The sequence below is a fragment of the Bradyrhizobium sp. 930_D9_N1_4 genome (genome assembly GCF_052076015.1).
Taxonomy (GTDB): Bacteria; Pseudomonadota; Alphaproteobacteria; order Rhizobiales; family Xanthobacteraceae; genus Bradyrhizobium.
This window is the reverse complement of record NZ_CP197236.1, coordinates 5,376,627-5,390,014: the sequence shown is the minus strand read 5'-3', so window position 1 is coordinate 5,390,014 and position 13,388 is coordinate 5,376,627. Positions and strand designations below refer to the sequence as shown.

At 61.9% G+C, this 13,388-nt stretch carries 16 protein-coding genes; 14 read left to right on the top strand and 2 right to left on the bottom strand.

Translation table 11 applies throughout. The features are described 5' to 3' along the window. Positions 1-2 precede the first annotated feature (2 nt). The 8 genes from AB7532_RS25630 (at position 3) to AB7532_RS25595 (ending at position 4,951) form a co-directional block, all read left to right on the top strand. Positions 3-152, top strand: a complete 150-nt coding sequence (locus tag AB7532_RS25630; RefSeq protein WP_441237473.1) for a hypothetical protein — start codon at positions 3-5, stop codon at positions 150-152. Beyond that, entirely contained in the window at positions 152-403 is a 252-nt protein-coding gene (locus AB7532_RS25625) for a hypothetical protein (RefSeq protein WP_441237472.1), read from the top strand. Before AB7532_RS25630 ends, AB7532_RS25625 begins: the two co-directional genes overlap by 1 nt. Then, positions 394-777 carry a hypothetical protein gene (locus AB7532_RS25620; RefSeq protein WP_441237471.1) on the top strand — a complete coding sequence of 128 codons (384 nt, stop codon included), beginning with the start codon at positions 394-396 and terminating at the stop codon, positions 775-777. Before AB7532_RS25625 ends, AB7532_RS25620 begins: the two co-directional genes overlap by 10 nt. Continuing rightward, on the top strand, positions 774-1,073 hold the full coding sequence (locus AB7532_RS25615) for a hypothetical protein (protein WP_441237470.1): 300 nt from the start codon (positions 774-776) through the stop codon (positions 1,071-1,073). The genes AB7532_RS25620 and AB7532_RS25615 overlap by 4 nt, the downstream gene beginning before the upstream one ends. A 64-nt stretch (positions 1,074-1,137) precedes the next feature. After that, positions 1,138-1,566 carry a GNAT family N-acetyltransferase gene (locus AB7532_RS25610; protein WP_441237469.1) on the top strand — a complete coding sequence of 143 codons (429 nt, stop codon included), beginning with the start codon at positions 1,138-1,140 and terminating at the stop codon, positions 1,564-1,566. A gap of 237 nt (positions 1,567-1,803) precedes the next feature. Next, positions 1,804-3,072: a CaiB/BaiF CoA transferase family protein gene (locus tag AB7532_RS25605; RefSeq protein ID WP_441237468.1), complete on the top strand. Its 1,269-nt coding sequence runs from the start codon at positions 1,804-1,806 to the stop codon at positions 3,070-3,072. Between the two features lie 82 nt (positions 3,073-3,154). Then, on the top strand, positions 3,155-4,384 hold the full coding sequence (locus AB7532_RS25600) for an acyl-CoA dehydrogenase family protein (protein WP_441237467.1): 1,230 nt from the start codon (positions 3,155-3,157) through the stop codon (positions 4,382-4,384). Positions 4,385-4,393: 9 nt separating this feature from the next. Then, positions 4,394-4,951, top strand: coding sequence for a flavin reductase family protein (locus AB7532_RS25595; protein ID WP_441237466.1), 558 nt, complete (start codon positions 4,394-4,396; stop codon positions 4,949-4,951). A 30-nt stretch (positions 4,952-4,981) separates the two neighbouring features. Here AB7532_RS25595 and AB7532_RS25590 read toward each other — a convergent pair whose 3' ends face one another. Further along, positions 4,982-5,890 carry an NAD(P)-dependent oxidoreductase gene (locus tag AB7532_RS25590; RefSeq protein ID WP_441237465.1) on the bottom strand — a complete coding sequence of 303 codons (909 nt, stop codon included), beginning with the start codon at positions 5,888-5,890 and terminating at the stop codon, positions 4,982-4,984. A gap of 167 nt (positions 5,891-6,057) precedes the next feature. Between AB7532_RS25590 and AB7532_RS25585 the strand changes: the two genes are divergently transcribed. The 6 genes from AB7532_RS25585 to AB7532_RS25560 all read left to right on the top strand — a co-directional run bounded on the left by AB7532_RS25585 (position 6,058) and on the right by AB7532_RS25560 (position 12,396). Beyond that, the gene (locus tag AB7532_RS25585) at positions 6,058-7,041 is read left to right on the top strand and encodes an ABC transporter substrate-binding protein (RefSeq protein ID WP_441237464.1); all 984 of its coding nucleotides are present in this window, start codon (positions 6,058-6,060) and stop codon (positions 7,039-7,041) included. A 78-nt stretch (positions 7,042-7,119) separates the two neighbouring features. Then, on the top strand, positions 7,120-8,814 hold the full coding sequence (gene ilvD, locus AB7532_RS25580) for a dihydroxy-acid dehydratase (RefSeq protein ID WP_441237463.1): 1,695 nt from the start codon (positions 7,120-7,122) through the stop codon (positions 8,812-8,814). Between the two features lie 106 nt (positions 8,815-8,920). Then, positions 8,921-9,766 (top strand): ABC transporter ATP-binding protein, encoded by an 846-nt coding sequence (locus AB7532_RS25575; RefSeq protein ID WP_441237462.1) that lies wholly within the window; start codon positions 8,921-8,923, stop codon positions 9,764-9,766. Continuing rightward, positions 9,763-10,548, top strand: coding sequence for an ABC transporter permease (locus AB7532_RS25570; RefSeq protein ID WP_441237461.1), 786 nt, complete (start codon positions 9,763-9,765; stop codon positions 10,546-10,548). Before AB7532_RS25575 ends, AB7532_RS25570 begins: the two co-directional genes overlap by 4 nt. After that, on the top strand, positions 10,545-11,312 hold the full coding sequence (locus AB7532_RS25565; protein WP_441237460.1) for an ABC transporter permease: 768 nt from the start codon (positions 10,545-10,547) through the stop codon (positions 11,310-11,312). Before AB7532_RS25570 ends, AB7532_RS25565 begins: the two co-directional genes overlap by 4 nt. Before the next feature lie 37 nt (positions 11,313-11,349). Continuing rightward, the gene (locus AB7532_RS25560; protein ID WP_441237459.1) at positions 11,350-12,396 is read left to right on the top strand and encodes a peptidase M29; all 1,047 of its coding nucleotides are present in this window, start codon (positions 11,350-11,352) and stop codon (positions 12,394-12,396) included. Here the strand turns inward: AB7532_RS25560 and AB7532_RS25555 are convergent. Next, positions 12,393-13,385: a 3-hydroxybutyryl-CoA dehydrogenase gene (locus tag AB7532_RS25555; RefSeq protein WP_441237458.1), complete on the bottom strand. Its 993-nt coding sequence runs from the start codon at positions 13,383-13,385 to the stop codon at positions 12,393-12,395. The genes AB7532_RS25560 and AB7532_RS25555 overlap by 4 nt on opposite strands. Positions 13,386-13,388 lie beyond the last annotated feature (3 nt).

Here is a 13,388-nt window from a genome sequence, read left to right as displayed (position 1 = left end):
GCATGCAGACGATTCTCGACATCATTATCTTCGTTGCGGGCTTTGCGACCTGCTGGTTCTGCCGAGACCCGGTCGTCCGGCTCGTTACCGGGACCGACGCCCTGATCAAGTCGCTCGAGGCAAGACTCGCGATCCTGCGGGCCAAATCCTGATGTTCGCACGCCTCAAGGCAGCCTGTCTGCACTCCATGACGATTGCGTGGAGCTACTGCATCGCGCTTGCCGGCGCGCTGGCCTCGATCATTGACGACCTGGCCGACGCGCTGGGCGATCCCGGTGTCAAAGATCAGATCAGCTCGGCTTTCGGCGACGTCAAGACAGCGGGGCGCATTATGCTGGTGATCTCCGTCGTGACGATCATCGCGCGCCTGCGAACCCTTCGGAGAAAAGATCAATGTGGATGACACTCATCTCGTTCCTCGGCGGTCCGGTCGTCAAAGCGCTGATCGATGCCTACAGCGCAAAATTGAAAGCTGAGAATGTCGACAGCAAGATCGCTGCAGATCTCGCGGCGGGCGAGATCGCATCGCAGACGGCAGAGATCAAAGCCGTCATGCATTATAGAACCGCGGAGCTAGGCTATTGGTACGAGCCGGATAAGTTGATTGGCTATTGCGTTACGGTTTATTTCGCCAAGCTCCTTGTCTGGGACAAGGTTCTCGGTCTCGGTACCACGGACGCCTTGGCAGGATTCGCCGCGATCACCGCCAATCTCGTCGTCTCCTTCTACTTCGCGAAGCGCGGCTTCGAGAATGTTGCAAGGATCATCAAGCGGTGAAGATGCCAGATGAAGAGATCAGAGCGATCGTCGCTGAGACGCTGGCCGAGCAGCATAGACTTCAGCAGGAAAGCGTCGATGCGATCGTAATGAAAGCAGTTGCATCGGTGCTCGCCTCTTTTGGAATCGAGGATGACGACCGGAAAGAGCTGAGGGCCGATTTTCAGCATCTGCGAAGGTGGCGAAAGAGTGTGGAGCAGGCACAGAGCTACACGTTCAAGGCCGTGATTACGGTGATCGCTACCGGCCTGATGGGGGCCGTCTGGCTGGGCGTCAAGGTCGTGCTCGGCAAGTGAGCCCCTTCAGCGGCGGCATCGCTGTACTTGCACTTATATCATCCCCCCGCGAACAGGCCGTCTGATGTACAAAATCCGCGTTGTCGATGCATCCGATGATGATATCGCCGAGACATTGTCCGATTTGCATCAGTCGACGTTCCTTGATGCGGCTTCCATCCCGCAATTCGAGTTGGGGGCGTGGTGGCTGGTCTATCACGGTGATCATGCGGTCGCTTTCGCCGGCGTTCTTCCATCGACGCACGTCAGAAATGGCGGCTACTTTTCCAGGGTCGGGGTCCTGCAACGACATTGGGGACGCGGCCTTCAGCGTAGATTGATGCGGGTAGTCGAGGCGAGGGGACGACGCATCGGATGGGACAGCATCGTCTCTGATACGACCGACAATCCAGTCTCTGCGAACAACTTCATCATGGCGGGCTATCGTCTCTTCGAGCCCGATGCGCCCTGGGCCTGGGCACACACGCTTTATTGGCGAAAGTGGCTCCGCTGAGCAGGGTTTCCCGCGGTGTGGAACGAGCTTTCTACGCCGTGACAATCGCCAATGAGCGATGTCGCGCGCTTCGCGCAACCGGAACGTCTGAGGGCCCGGCAGCTTGACGGCTGCCGGGCCCTTTTTGCGTATTGAAGCGATGCGGGTGAAGCACTTGCGAAGTCGGCGGCGACGGGCTTTAAGTTTGAGCTTGCAGGAAATTCGGCGACCATAAGCCGATGTAAGGGAGTGCTGTCGATGCCCACCAAGCCTCAATTGCCGGAACGTCCGTCACGGGCGACGGGCGTGCCTACCGCGCTCGACGGTCTCCTGGTCGTCGATTTCACGCGCGTCGTGGCGGGTCCAGCCTGCACGCAGACGCTCGCCGATTTCGGCGCCCACGTCATCAAGATCGAGAATCCGGACGGCGGCGACGACACGCGCGCCTACGAGCACGCTGACATCGGTGGCGAAAGCGCTGCTTATCTTAGTCTGAATCGCAACAAGCGCGGCATCGCGCTCGATCTGGCCGTACCGGAGGCCCGCGAGATCGCGCTGGACCTGATCCGCAAGGCAGATGTGGTCGTGGAGAATTTTTCCAGCGGTGTCATGAAGAAATTCGGCCTCGACTATCAGGCTGTCGCGCCACTCAATCCGCGGCTAGTCTATTGCTCGATTTCCGCCTACGGGCGCACGGGCCCGTTTGCGTCACGGCCCGGCTTCGATCCCATTACGCAGGCGGAGAGCGGCTTCATGTCGCTCAACGGATTTGCCGATGGTCCGGCGGTTCGGACCGGCCCGCCCATCGTGGACATGGCGACGGGGATGTCCGCCTGCAACGCCATTCTCCTGGCGCTGTTGGCGCGGGATCGGCTCGGCCGCGGGCAGCATGTCGAAGTCGCCTTGTTCGACGTCGCTATGGGCATGACGGGCTTCTACGGCATGGCCTACCTGATCAACGGCGAGAACCCCGGACGTTTCGGCAATTCACCGAGCGGGTCACCCACCGTCGGCGTATACGAGGCCTCGGATGGGCCACTTTACATGGCCTGCGCCAATGACCGGCTCTATCGCCGGCTGGTGGTCGAGGTGCTGAACCGGCCTGATCTGATCACCGATCCGCAGTTCGCGTCGCGTAAGGCGCGCTCCGAGAACAAGGAGCTGCTGCGGGCAGCCATCGCGGAAGTCTTTGCGAGCGACACGCTCGAGAACTGGATGGCGAAAATGAAGCTCGCCAATATTCCGGTTGGCTATCTCCGGACGGTCGAGGAGGGGTTCAATGCGCCCGAAGCTCGCGAACGCCATCGCTTGAACCAGATTCCGCATCCTACGGCGGAGTGGGTCCCCAACATCGAGCCTCCGATCAATATGAGCCTGACAGGAGCGATCGATCCCGTAGCCGCCCCCTTGCTCGGTGAGCATACCCAGGATGTCCTGCGCGATACGCTGGGATATGATGAGCATCGGATCTCGGAATTCACCCAAAAGGGCGCGTTTGGATCGGGCAAGCCACTGGCGTCGGGTTGAAGCTGATCGATCCGTCGGGTGCCGCATCCGCTTGATTTGGCGAGGTTCCCGCCGCATAAATGCATGAACGCGAGGGACTCAAATGGCGCCTGGTCAAGTGCCGAGCATCGGCCAGCCGATAGGGCAGGAAGCCAGCGAACGCGCCTATGGTGCGATGATCGCGAGGGCCCGGGCGCTCGTGCCGCGGCTACGGGAGCGAGCAGTACGCACAGAGGAGCTTCGGCACCTTCCGTCCGAGACCGAGAAGGATCTTCACGACGCCGGCCTGTTCCGGATGCTCCAACCGGCACGCATTGGCGGTGCGGAGCTTGATTACGTTGCCCTTGTCGATTGTGCTGAGTTGCTTGGAACGGCGGATGCGTCGGTGGCGTGGAATTTTGCCAATCTGGCAAGCCACCACTGGATGCTCGCCATGTTCGAGCAGAAGGCGCAGGATATGGTCTGGGGCCGCGATCCGGATGCGCTGATAGCGTCCTCGTTCATTTTCCCTGCCGGACGTGCCACGAAGATCGAGGGCGGATACCGGTTGCACGGCAGCTGGCCGTTTTCTTCCGGCGTTGCGTCCTGCGAATGGAACATGCTTGCAAGCGTCGTTTACTCCGACGACGAAGCGGACGGCGTCGAGTATCGAATCTTTCTGCTGCCGAGAGGCGATTACACGGTGCTGGACACCTGGAATGTCGCGGGCCTGCGCGGTACCGGTTCCTGCGACGTGGAGGTCAGGGACGCCTTTGTACCTGATCACATGACAATTGCCGTCGGCGATCTTGCCGGCGGGCCGACGCCTGGAAGCAACGTCAATCCCAATCCGTCGTATGCGCTGCCCGTATTTTCGCTGTTTCCTTACGTCCTTTCGGGGGTTGCGCTCGGAAATGCGCAAGCGTGCCTCGACGACTACGCGGAGGTCGCGCGTCATCGCCTATCGACCTACAACCGCGCCAAGCTCAGCGATTTTCAGAGCACACAGATCAAGATCGCGGAGGCTTCGGCCAAGATCGATGCCGCGCGCCTGATCATGCGTTCGACCTGCATCAATGCCATGGACGAGGCGCGGCGTGGTCATGTTCCGAACATGGCCAGCAAGACCAGGTATCGGCGCGACGGCGCTTTCTCGGTCAATCTGTGTACCGAGGCGGTCTCGATGCTGTTTTCCGCGAGCGGCGCACGCGGCCTGTTCACGACGGGCGTGTTGCAGCGGCAGTTCCGCGACGCGCACGCGATCAACTCGCATCTTGCGTTCAACTTCGATGCAGCCGGGACGAATTATGGGCGTGTGGCTCTGGGCCTGCCGTCCGAGAATCTCACGCTGTGAGGCCGGCCGATGAATGACCTGCCGAAGCATCCGGCCACTCCCGATCCAGCCAACGAGCTCGCGAGCGACAGCTCGCCGATCGATCCCCGCGACTTTCGCAACGCGCTCGGCGCATACGGAACAGGCGTAACGATCATCACCGCTATGGCGGCCGATGGAAAGCCATACGGCATCACCTGCAACTCGTTTGCATCGGTGTCCCTGAATCCGCCGCTGGTCCTCTGGAGCCTGGGAATCTATTCATCAAGCCTGCCCGTATTTCAGAACGCCAGCCATTTCACGGTCCATGTGCTCGGCACTTCGCAGCAGGCGCTCGCGAACAAGTTCGCAAAATCGTCCGAGGACAAGTTCGCCGGCGTCGACTGGACGCCGGGCCTCGGCAGCGCACCGGTCCTCGCCGACAGCGTTGCCAATTTTCAATGCCGGTCCGTCAATCGCTATTATGGTGGCGATCACGTGATCTTTCTCGGTGCGGTTGAGGCCTATGCCTACAATGCCGGAGAGTCACTGCTGTTTGCGCGTGGGACGTATGGCAGGTTCGTGGCCGACGACGAACGCAAGAAATAGCCGTAACGTGGTTCGGGGCGCCTCGGCTGATCAGCGCGTTGTCGCTGAAAGCTTGTAGATCTCCAGCGCATCCGCGTCCGCGCCTCGAGCAGCTTTGGCAAGCCTGAAAAGCTGTCCCGCGAGCGAGGCCATTGGCACGGGCGTCGACGTCGTTTGCGCAACATCGGCGACCGTATCGAGATCCTTGAGCATCGTGGCGATGTGCCCCAGTGGCGGCGAGTGAATGCCCTGGGCCATCCGCGGTACGAACAATTGAAGCGGGATTGAATCCGCAAAGCCGCCGGCAAGTGCTTCGGGCAACCGGTTGGCGTCGATGCCGGCATTCACCGCAAGGCGCGTTGCTTCTGCGAGCACGGCCATCGCGCATCCGACGATCACCTGGTTGCAGAGCTTTGTGGTCTGGCCGGCGCCAGTCGGGCCCATGTGGGTGAACCTGCGCGCCATGGCCAGCACATAAGGGCGTACCCGCTCGATGTCAGTGGCGTCGCCGCCGGCCATGATCGCAAGCGTGCCTTCCTCAGCGCCCTTGGTGCCGCCAGACACCGGCGCATCGATCCAGCCTGCGCCGTTTGCGGCTTTCAGTCGCGCGGCAAGGTCGCGGGCGGCCTCAGGATGGATCGACGAGAAGTCGACGACGAGCTTGCCTGCGCCGGGAGCCGCTGCAAGACCATCAGCCCCGAAAATCACCTCCTCCACGGCAGCCGCATCCGTTACGCACATGAAGGCGATGTCCGAGTTCGCCATCACGTCACGAGGCGTGATCGCGCGCCTGGCGCCGGCCTCGACGAGCGGAGCGACCTTGGCTTCAGACCGATTCCAGACGCTGACCTGATACCCAGCCTGGAGCAGACGCCGGGTCATCGGCGTCCCCATCAGCCCGAGGCCGAGATAGCCGAGCCTTTCGACGCCCTGCGGGTTTGTCTTGCTCGCATCAGCCATAGGTTGCCTCCTTCTGTCGCAGCGCAAACGCCCCTTACCATACATGGCGCAACCCACGACGAAACCAGGACGGCTTGCATGGCTTGCCTGATTGTTTGAACCATGAAACATTTGCGGCGGTCGGGTTGGGTGGCGCCGATTGGCGCCGGAGCAGCGGAGTGGGCACAATGCGAACCGTTTCGAAGTGGATCCTGGCTTTGGGGGCGGCAGCGGCCGTGAGCGCGAGCGCGGGCCCATCTTGGTCGCAGCAGACGATCCGCGTCGGCTGGACGATCCCGGCAGAGGAATCCAAGTACTGGATGATGAAGAGGCCCGCTGAGTTTCCCAATCTCGGCAAGACCTACAACATCGAATGGACCCAATTCCAGGGCACCGCGCCGATGACGCAGGCATTGGCAGCCGGCGCTCTGGATTGCGCGACGCAGGCACCGCTGTCACTCGCCAACGGTGTGGTCGGCGGCAATCTCAAGGCCTACATCGTGGCGCAGCACGTCTTCGAGAAACCCGGCGGATTTTCGGTGTACTGGGCAGTTATGGATGACTCGCCGATCAAGACGATCGCCGATCTCAAGGGCAAGACGGTCGGCATTTCAGTGATCGGCGGCGGCACGCAGGGCCCGTTCAACCTGCTCCTCAAGCAGGCGGGCGTCGATCCGGCCAAGGACATCAAGCTGGTCGAGGTCGGTTTCGCCGTCTCCGAAGATGCGTTGCGCCAGGGCCGTGTCGACGCGGTCAATATGAATCAGCCGTTCGCCGCGCGCGCGGAGGCGAAGGGCGGGACTCGCAAGCTATTCTCGCTGTCGCAGGCGATGCCGAACATCGTGCACATCCTGGAAGCCTGCCGTGCCGATTTTGTCGACAAGAATCCGGAGTTGGTCAAAGCCTACGTCCGCGACATCACGTCGGGCATGAAGAAGGCGCTGGCCAATCGCGAGGAGACCCTGAAGGTCGTCAATGAAGTACTGAAGGCGCCTATCCCGGTGCTCGAGACTTACCTGCTGAAGGACAATGATTTTGGTCGCGATCCAGGTGCTGCGCCGAACTTCCCGGCGATCCAGAAGATGCTGGACATCTACGCGGAGACGGGAATGCTGCCGAAGCTGGACGTCGCGCAGTTCAAGCATCCGACGATCGTCGCGCCGCTGGAATAGGCGACGACGCAAATTGTCCGAACATGCAGTTCGCGGCGTCCCTGGTCATCCGGGACGTCGCATAAAGAAGATTCACTTATGAAGAAGTTGCGATCACGGATCACGACAGACGGCCTCGACCGGGCCCCGCACCGTGCGTTCATGCGCGCAATGGGTCTCGACGACGCTGCTATTGCCAAGCCGATGGTGGGCGTCGTCAGCATGAAGGGTGAGCAGACGCCCTGCAACATGACACATGATTTCCAGGTGGCTGCGGCCAAGACGGGAATCGAGGAGGCCGGCGGCACACCGCGCGAGTTCTCGACCGTGTCGGTGTCCGACGGCATCAGCATGAATCACGAGGGGATGAAGTTCTCGCTGTTTTCGCGTGAGCTGATCGCCGACTCGATCGAGGCTGTCGTCCATGGCCTCGCCTATGATGCGCTGATCGGGTATGGCGGGTGCGACAAGACACTTCCCGGCGTGATGATGGGCATGGTTCGTTGCAACGTACCGTCGATCTTTATCTATGGTGGCAGCTCGCTGCCGGGACGCGTGGACGGGCGAACGCTGACGGTGCTCGACTCCTACGAGGCGGTTGGCAGCTTTATGACCGGCGAGATCGACGGAGCGACGCTCGAGCGGATCGAGCGCGCCTGTCTGCCGACCATCGGCGCTTGCGCCGGGCAGTTTACCGCGAACACGATGGGGATGGTGTCGGAGGCGATGGGCCTCACCATTCCCAACGTCTCGATGGTGCCCGGTGTCTATGCCGAACGCGCGCAGATCTCGCGGCGCGCCGGTCGGCTGATCATGGAGATGCTGGAACGCGGCGGCCCGCTGCCGCGCGACATCGTGACGCGGAAATCCCTGGAGAACGGTGCGGCCATCGTTGCCGCGACGGGCGGCTCGACCAATGCAGCGCTGCATCTGCCGGCAATCGCTAACGAGGCTGGCATTGCGTTCACGATCGATGACGTCGGCGAGGTTTTTGCCAGGACGCCACTGATCGGGAACCTGCGGCCGGGCGGCAAATATACGGCAAAGGACGTCTATGATATCGGCGGCGCTGCCGTCGTGATCCGCGAGCTGATCCAGAGCGGCCACATCGACGGCAGCTGCATCACCATTACGGGCCGCACGCTTGCCGAGGAATATGGGGCGGCCAACGCGCCCGACGGCGAGGTCGTTTATACCTCTCGCGCGCCGATCATGCCCGATGGTGGCGTGGCAGTGCTGAAGGGCAATCTCTGCCCGGACGGTGCGGTGATCAAGGTCGCGGGTTTGAAGAGCCAGTTCTTCGAGGGCGTCGCGCGCGTGTTCGAAGACGAGGAGGCCTGTGTCAAAGCGGTTCGCGATCGCACTTACAAGGCGGGTGAGGTTCTCGTGATCCGCAACGAGGGACCGGTCGGCGGTCCCGGCATGCGTGAGATGCTCGGCGTCACCGCGCTGATCTACGGCCAAGGTATGGGTGAGAAAGTAGCGCTGATTACCGATGGCCGGTTCTCCGGTGCGACCCGCGGTATGTGTATCGGCTATGTGTCGCCTGAAGCATTTGTAGGCGGTCCGCTGGCGCTCGTTCGCGATGGAGACAGGATCCGGATCGATGCTGCAAACCGGCGGATGGATATGCTAATCGACGAGCAGGAACTCGCCGCGCGGCGTCGTGACTGGAAGCACTTGCCGCCGCGTCATCGTGCAGGTGCTCTCGCAAAATATGCGCGGCTGGTTGGCCAGGCCCCCGGTGGAGCGGTCACACATGAGGGGCCCGCAGAATGGCCCTGGTTCGAATGACACGCTGTATCCCGTCTGGCAGGTTTCTTGCTAAGCTCGTGTCGCTGATGGAGGACGTTCAGCAGGTTCGTTGAGCAATGTTCGCGCGAGTGAGACGAGAGACGTGATGAAGGTAGTGCCTTCGAGATCGAATGAATGGGTGAGACCGGTGACGTCACAAAAGCCGGCTTCTGCGATCATCGAGATCGACCGCGTCTCGCAGGTTTTTCAGACCTCAGCGCGCAAGGATCATTTGGCATTATCGGACATCTCGTTGACGATCGACGAGGGAGCCTTCGTCTCCATCCTTGGCCCGTCTGGTTGCGGTAAGTCGACCCTGCTTTACATTGTCGGCGGTTTCGTCAACCCGACCAGCGGCGCGGCCAAGATCAAGGGGCAGGCGATCACGGGACCGGGGCCGGATCGCGGGCCGGTGTTCCAGGAGTTTGCACTGTTCCCGTGGAAGACCGTGCTCGGCAACGTGATGTATGGACCGCGGCAGCGGGGCGTGCGCGCTACCGAGGCAGAAGCGCAAAGCCGGGCTTTGATCGAGATGGTCGGCCTCAAGGGCTATGAGAATTTCTATCCGAAGGAACTGTCCGGCGGCATGAAGCAACGCGTGGCGCTGGCCCGGACGCTCGCTTACCATCCCGAAGTCCTGCTGATGGACGAGCCGTTCGGCGCGCTGGATGCTCACACAAGGACACGCCTGCAAAATGATCTCCTGAACATCTGGGAGCGCGACCGCAAGACGGTGCTGTTCGTCACCCATTCGGTCGACGAGGCCGTCTTTCTTTCGGACAAGGTCGTGATGATGTCGAAATCGCCCGGCCGTATCAGGCAGGTGATCGACATTGACCTGCCGCGGCCGCGCCGCCGCAACGAGCTGCTGCTCGACCCGCGCTACCAGAAATACGTCGTCGACATCGAGCGCATGTTCGACGAGAGCGACGAAGCCGGATCTGCCTCATGATGTCGTTGTCCGCCCTGATCAGACGTGCTGCTCCGGTGATGGCTTGCGTTGGGTTGCTGACGGTGTGGCAGGTGGCCTCGCTTGCGCTGAAGAATGACAGCTTTCCGACGGCGATCGAGGCGATCCGCGCAATCCCGGATATTCTCGGCGACAAGGAGTCGCTGATCAATATCCTCGCTTCGCTCCGTCGTATGGCGATCGGGTTCGGCATAGCCGTGCTGGTTTCGATTCCTCTCGGTCTGCTGATGGGCCGGAGCCGGGCCGTCGCGGCCTTCTTCAATCCGCTCCTGATGGTGATCTATCCAGTACCGAAGGCCGCACTAATGCCGATCATCATGCTGTGGCTGGGCGTCGGCGATGTCACCAAGACGCTGGTCATCTTTCTTGGCGTCAGTCTGCCCGTGATTTATCACAGTTTTGAAGGCGCCAAGGCGGTCGAAGAGAAGATGCTTTGGTCAGGCGCTGCTATGGGCCTTTCGCCTCTGCAACGTTTGGTGCGGATCGTGCTGCCGGCGGCGCTGCCGGAAATTCTCACCGGGTGCCGCACGGGGCTCGTCCTGGCGCTGATCACGATGATCACCAGCGAGATGATCGCCCGTCAGTCCGGTGCCGGAAATATCCTGTTCAACGCCCTCGATATGGGCCAATACGACACCGTCTTTGCGATGATCATCATCGTAGGCGCAATGGGCATCTGCCTCGATGCGATCTTCGAGCGGGTTCGCGCGTGGCTGGTGCGTTGGTCGGAGCCTCAGTTCGACATGCCGCTGAGCTTCTCATGACATCGCGCTTGCTCCCATCACATGTCATCCTTGGGTTCGCGCCGATCGTGATGGTGATCGCGCTGTGGCAGGGCCTCGTGTCATTCGGCTTTGCGCCTGCGGTCTTGCTGCCGCCGCCGGGATACGTTTTCAGCCGGTTGCTCCAGCAGCTTGTGACCTGGACGTTTCAGCAGCAGATCGCGGCGACCCTGATCCGGCTGTTCGCAGGCTTCGCGATTGCGGTCGTGCTCGGTGTTAGCATCGGCATCGCCGCTGCCGCCAGTCCCGCGATCAATGCCGTGGTCCGCCCTATCGTGCGCGTATTGGCGCCATTGCCCAAAGTCGCGCTCTATCCGGCACTCCTGCTGCTGCTCGGATTCGGCCACGGATCGAAGATCACGCTGGTTGCCGCGGACGCACTCTTCCCCATTTTGCTGTCCACCTATTACGGCGCGTCGACCGTCGAGCAGAAGCTGATCTGGTCGGCCATGGCGGCGGGAACGCCGCGTTACGAGATCCTCTTCAAGGTCGTCCTGCCGGCCGCGATGCCGTCGATTCTGACCGGCTGCCGGATCGGCCTTGTCATTTCCTGCATCGTGGTGTTTCTGGCCGAGATGATCACGTCGACGGACGGACTTGGCCATGTGCTGGTCACAGCGGCGCGGACCTTCCAGGCCGTCGACATGTTCGTGCCTCTGATCACGATCTCGCTGCTGGGCCTGATCTTGAACGGCCTGTTGGGCGCCGTGCGATCCTACCTCTTACGGGGCTTCCCCGAGGCGTGATCTGACCAACAAGAAACCAGAAGACCGGGAGTGAACCATGCTGGCTGATCGCATCGAGGCAAAATGGATCGACGCATTTTGCGAGATCTTTGAGCGTTGCGCCGTCAAGGCCGGCGATACTGCCGCCATCCTCTCGGAAACCCAGTCGCGCGCCTTGAATGTGCATCTGGCAGAACTCGCACTGCTGCGCATGGGTGCAAAGCCGTTTCATGTCGTGATGCCGACGCCGCGCAATCGCAACATCGTTCCGGTGCGTTCGACGGGCGCGAGCGAGGCGATCCAGAAGCTTGGTCCGGTCATCACCGCGCTCCAGCAGGCAGGCTTCGTGGTGGATTGCACCATCGAGGGCTTGATGCACGCGGTGGAGACGCCCGAGATCCTCAAAGCCGGTGCGCGGATCCTGGTGATTTCCAACGAGCATCCCGAGGCGCTGGAGCGGATGGTGCCGGATTCCGCGCTCGAGAAGCGCGTCCGGGCGGCGGCGAAGATGCTGCGCGGGACCAAGCGGATGCGGGTCACCTCGAAGGCCGGCACGGCGCTCGATGTGGACATGGTTGGAGCGTCCACGGTCGGCGTGTGGGGCTGGACCGACAAGCCCGGCACGCTGGCGCACTGGCCGGGCGGCATCGTCGTCAGCTTTCCCAAGAGCGGGACGATCAACGGCACGCTGGTGATGGCGCCCGGCGACATCAACCTGACCTTCAAGCGCTATTTGACGTCGCCGGTGAAGATGACCTTGAAGGACGACTACGTCGTCGAACTGGAAGGCGAGGGCACGGATGCGGCGATGATGCGCGCCTACCTCGCTGCCTGGGGCGATCGGGAGGCCTATGCAGTCTCGCATGTCGGCTTCGGCATGAACCCGGGCGCGCGCTATGAAGCGCTCTCGATGTACGATCAGCGCGACACCAACGGCACGGAAATTCGCGCTGTCCCGGGTAACTTCCTGTTTTCGACCGGCGCCAACGAATTCGCGGGCCGTTACACGGCGGGTCACTTCGATTTGCCGATGATGGGAACGACCATCGAGCTTGATGGCGTCGCGGTGGTGCGGGAAGGTGTGCTTCAGGACGTCTTCGGCTAGCTGCGATCGAGCACGGGCGGCCGGGCCAGGTCGAAGTGCCGGAGCAGCTCCACCATGGCCTGGAGCCGCTTCGCGCGATAGGCATCGACGTCCATGCCCGAGTAATCCAGGAATCCGGCACCCGTGCGCAGGCCGATCCGGCCTTCATGCATGTTGCGTGAGATGACGTCCGGCGCGCGATAGCGGTCGCTGCCGAGCGCGCCCTCGAGATATCGGCTGGCGTAGTACAAAATGTCGCCGCCGCCCCAGTCGATGAATTCGAGCAGGCCGAGCACGGCATAGCGGAAGCCGAAACCGTAGCGGATGGCCTTGTCGATCTCCTCTGCGCTGGCGACACCTTCTTCGACCATGCGCGCGGCTTCATTCATTGCGAGCGCCTGAATGCGCGGGACGATAAACCCCGGCGTCGCCGCGCAGACCACCGGCACCTTGCCGATACCCTCGAGCAGCGCCTTGACCTCGTCGATGATGACGGCATCGGTGGCTTGGCCAGGCGAAACCTCGACCAGTGGGATCAGGTAGGCCGGATTGAGCCAGTGCACATTGAGAAAGCGGCGGGGATTCACGATCGCGCCGGAGAGATCATCAACGAGGATGGTCGACGTGGTCGATGCGATGATCGTATCCGGGCCAATTTGTTTTGAGGCCGCGCCCAGCACCTCTCGCTTCAGTTCGACGACCTCAGGAACGCCCTCGAAGACGATTCCGGCGTCGGCAAGCGCTGTGCCGCTTTGGCTGGCCGGCACCACCGAGACCCGCGCGATGAGCGGATCGACATCCGCTTCGGCCAGCATTCCCAGCTTCGAGAGGCTCGCAAAGGTCTTCCTGACCTCGCCGAGCGCGTCGGCCTCCAGTTTGGCAAAGTCTTCCGCCGAACGGGCCTTGATGTCGATCATCGTGACCGTATGCCCCGCATAGGCGAATGCGACCGCGATACCGCGCCCCATGCGGCCGGCGCCGAGACAGGCAATGTTGGCGCGGCTGGTCATCGG

Coding starts and splice junctions, on each gene's coding strand:
- AB7532_RS25605 (WP_441237468.1), top strand. CDS start 1,804: ATGCCCACCAAGCCTCAATTGCCGGAACGTCCGTCACGGGCGACGGGC.
- AB7532_RS25600 (WP_441237467.1), top strand. CDS start 3,155: ATGGCGCCTGGTCAAGTGCCGAGCATCGGCCAGCCGATAGGGCAGGAA.
- AB7532_RS25625 (WP_441237472.1), top strand. CDS start 152: ATGTTCGCACGCCTCAAGGCAGCCTGTCTGCACTCCATGACGATTGCG.
- AB7532_RS25630 (WP_441237473.1), top strand. CDS start 3: ATGCAGACGATTCTCGACATCATTATCTTCGTTGCGGGCTTTGCGACC.
- AB7532_RS25555 (WP_441237458.1), bottom strand. CDS start 13,385: ATGACCAGCCGCGCCAACATTGCCTGTCTCGGCGCCGGCCGCATGGGG.
- AB7532_RS25560 (WP_441237459.1), top strand. CDS start 11,350: ATGCTGGCTGATCGCATCGAGGCAAAATGGATCGACGCATTTTGCGAG.
- AB7532_RS25570 (WP_441237461.1), top strand. CDS start 9,763: ATGATGTCGTTGTCCGCCCTGATCAGACGTGCTGCTCCGGTGATGGCT.
- AB7532_RS25585 (WP_441237464.1), top strand. CDS start 6,058: ATGCGAACCGTTTCGAAGTGGATCCTGGCTTTGGGGGCGGCAGCGGCC.
- AB7532_RS25595 (WP_441237466.1), top strand. CDS start 4,394: ATGAATGACCTGCCGAAGCATCCGGCCACTCCCGATCCAGCCAACGAG.
- AB7532_RS25620 (WP_441237471.1), top strand. CDS start 394: ATGTGGATGACACTCATCTCGTTCCTCGGCGGTCCGGTCGTCAAAGCG.
- AB7532_RS25610 (WP_441237469.1), top strand. CDS start 1,138: ATGTACAAAATCCGCGTTGTCGATGCATCCGATGATGATATCGCCGAG.
- AB7532_RS25590 (WP_441237465.1), bottom strand. CDS start 5,890: ATGGCTGATGCGAGCAAGACAAACCCGCAGGGCGTCGAAAGGCTCGGC.
- ilvD (WP_441237463.1), top strand. CDS start 7,120: ATGAAGAAGTTGCGATCACGGATCACGACAGACGGCCTCGACCGGGCC.
- AB7532_RS25565 (WP_441237460.1), top strand. CDS start 10,545: ATGACATCGCGCTTGCTCCCATCACATGTCATCCTTGGGTTCGCGCCG.
- AB7532_RS25575 (WP_441237462.1), top strand. CDS start 8,921: ATGAAGGTAGTGCCTTCGAGATCGAATGAATGGGTGAGACCGGTGACG.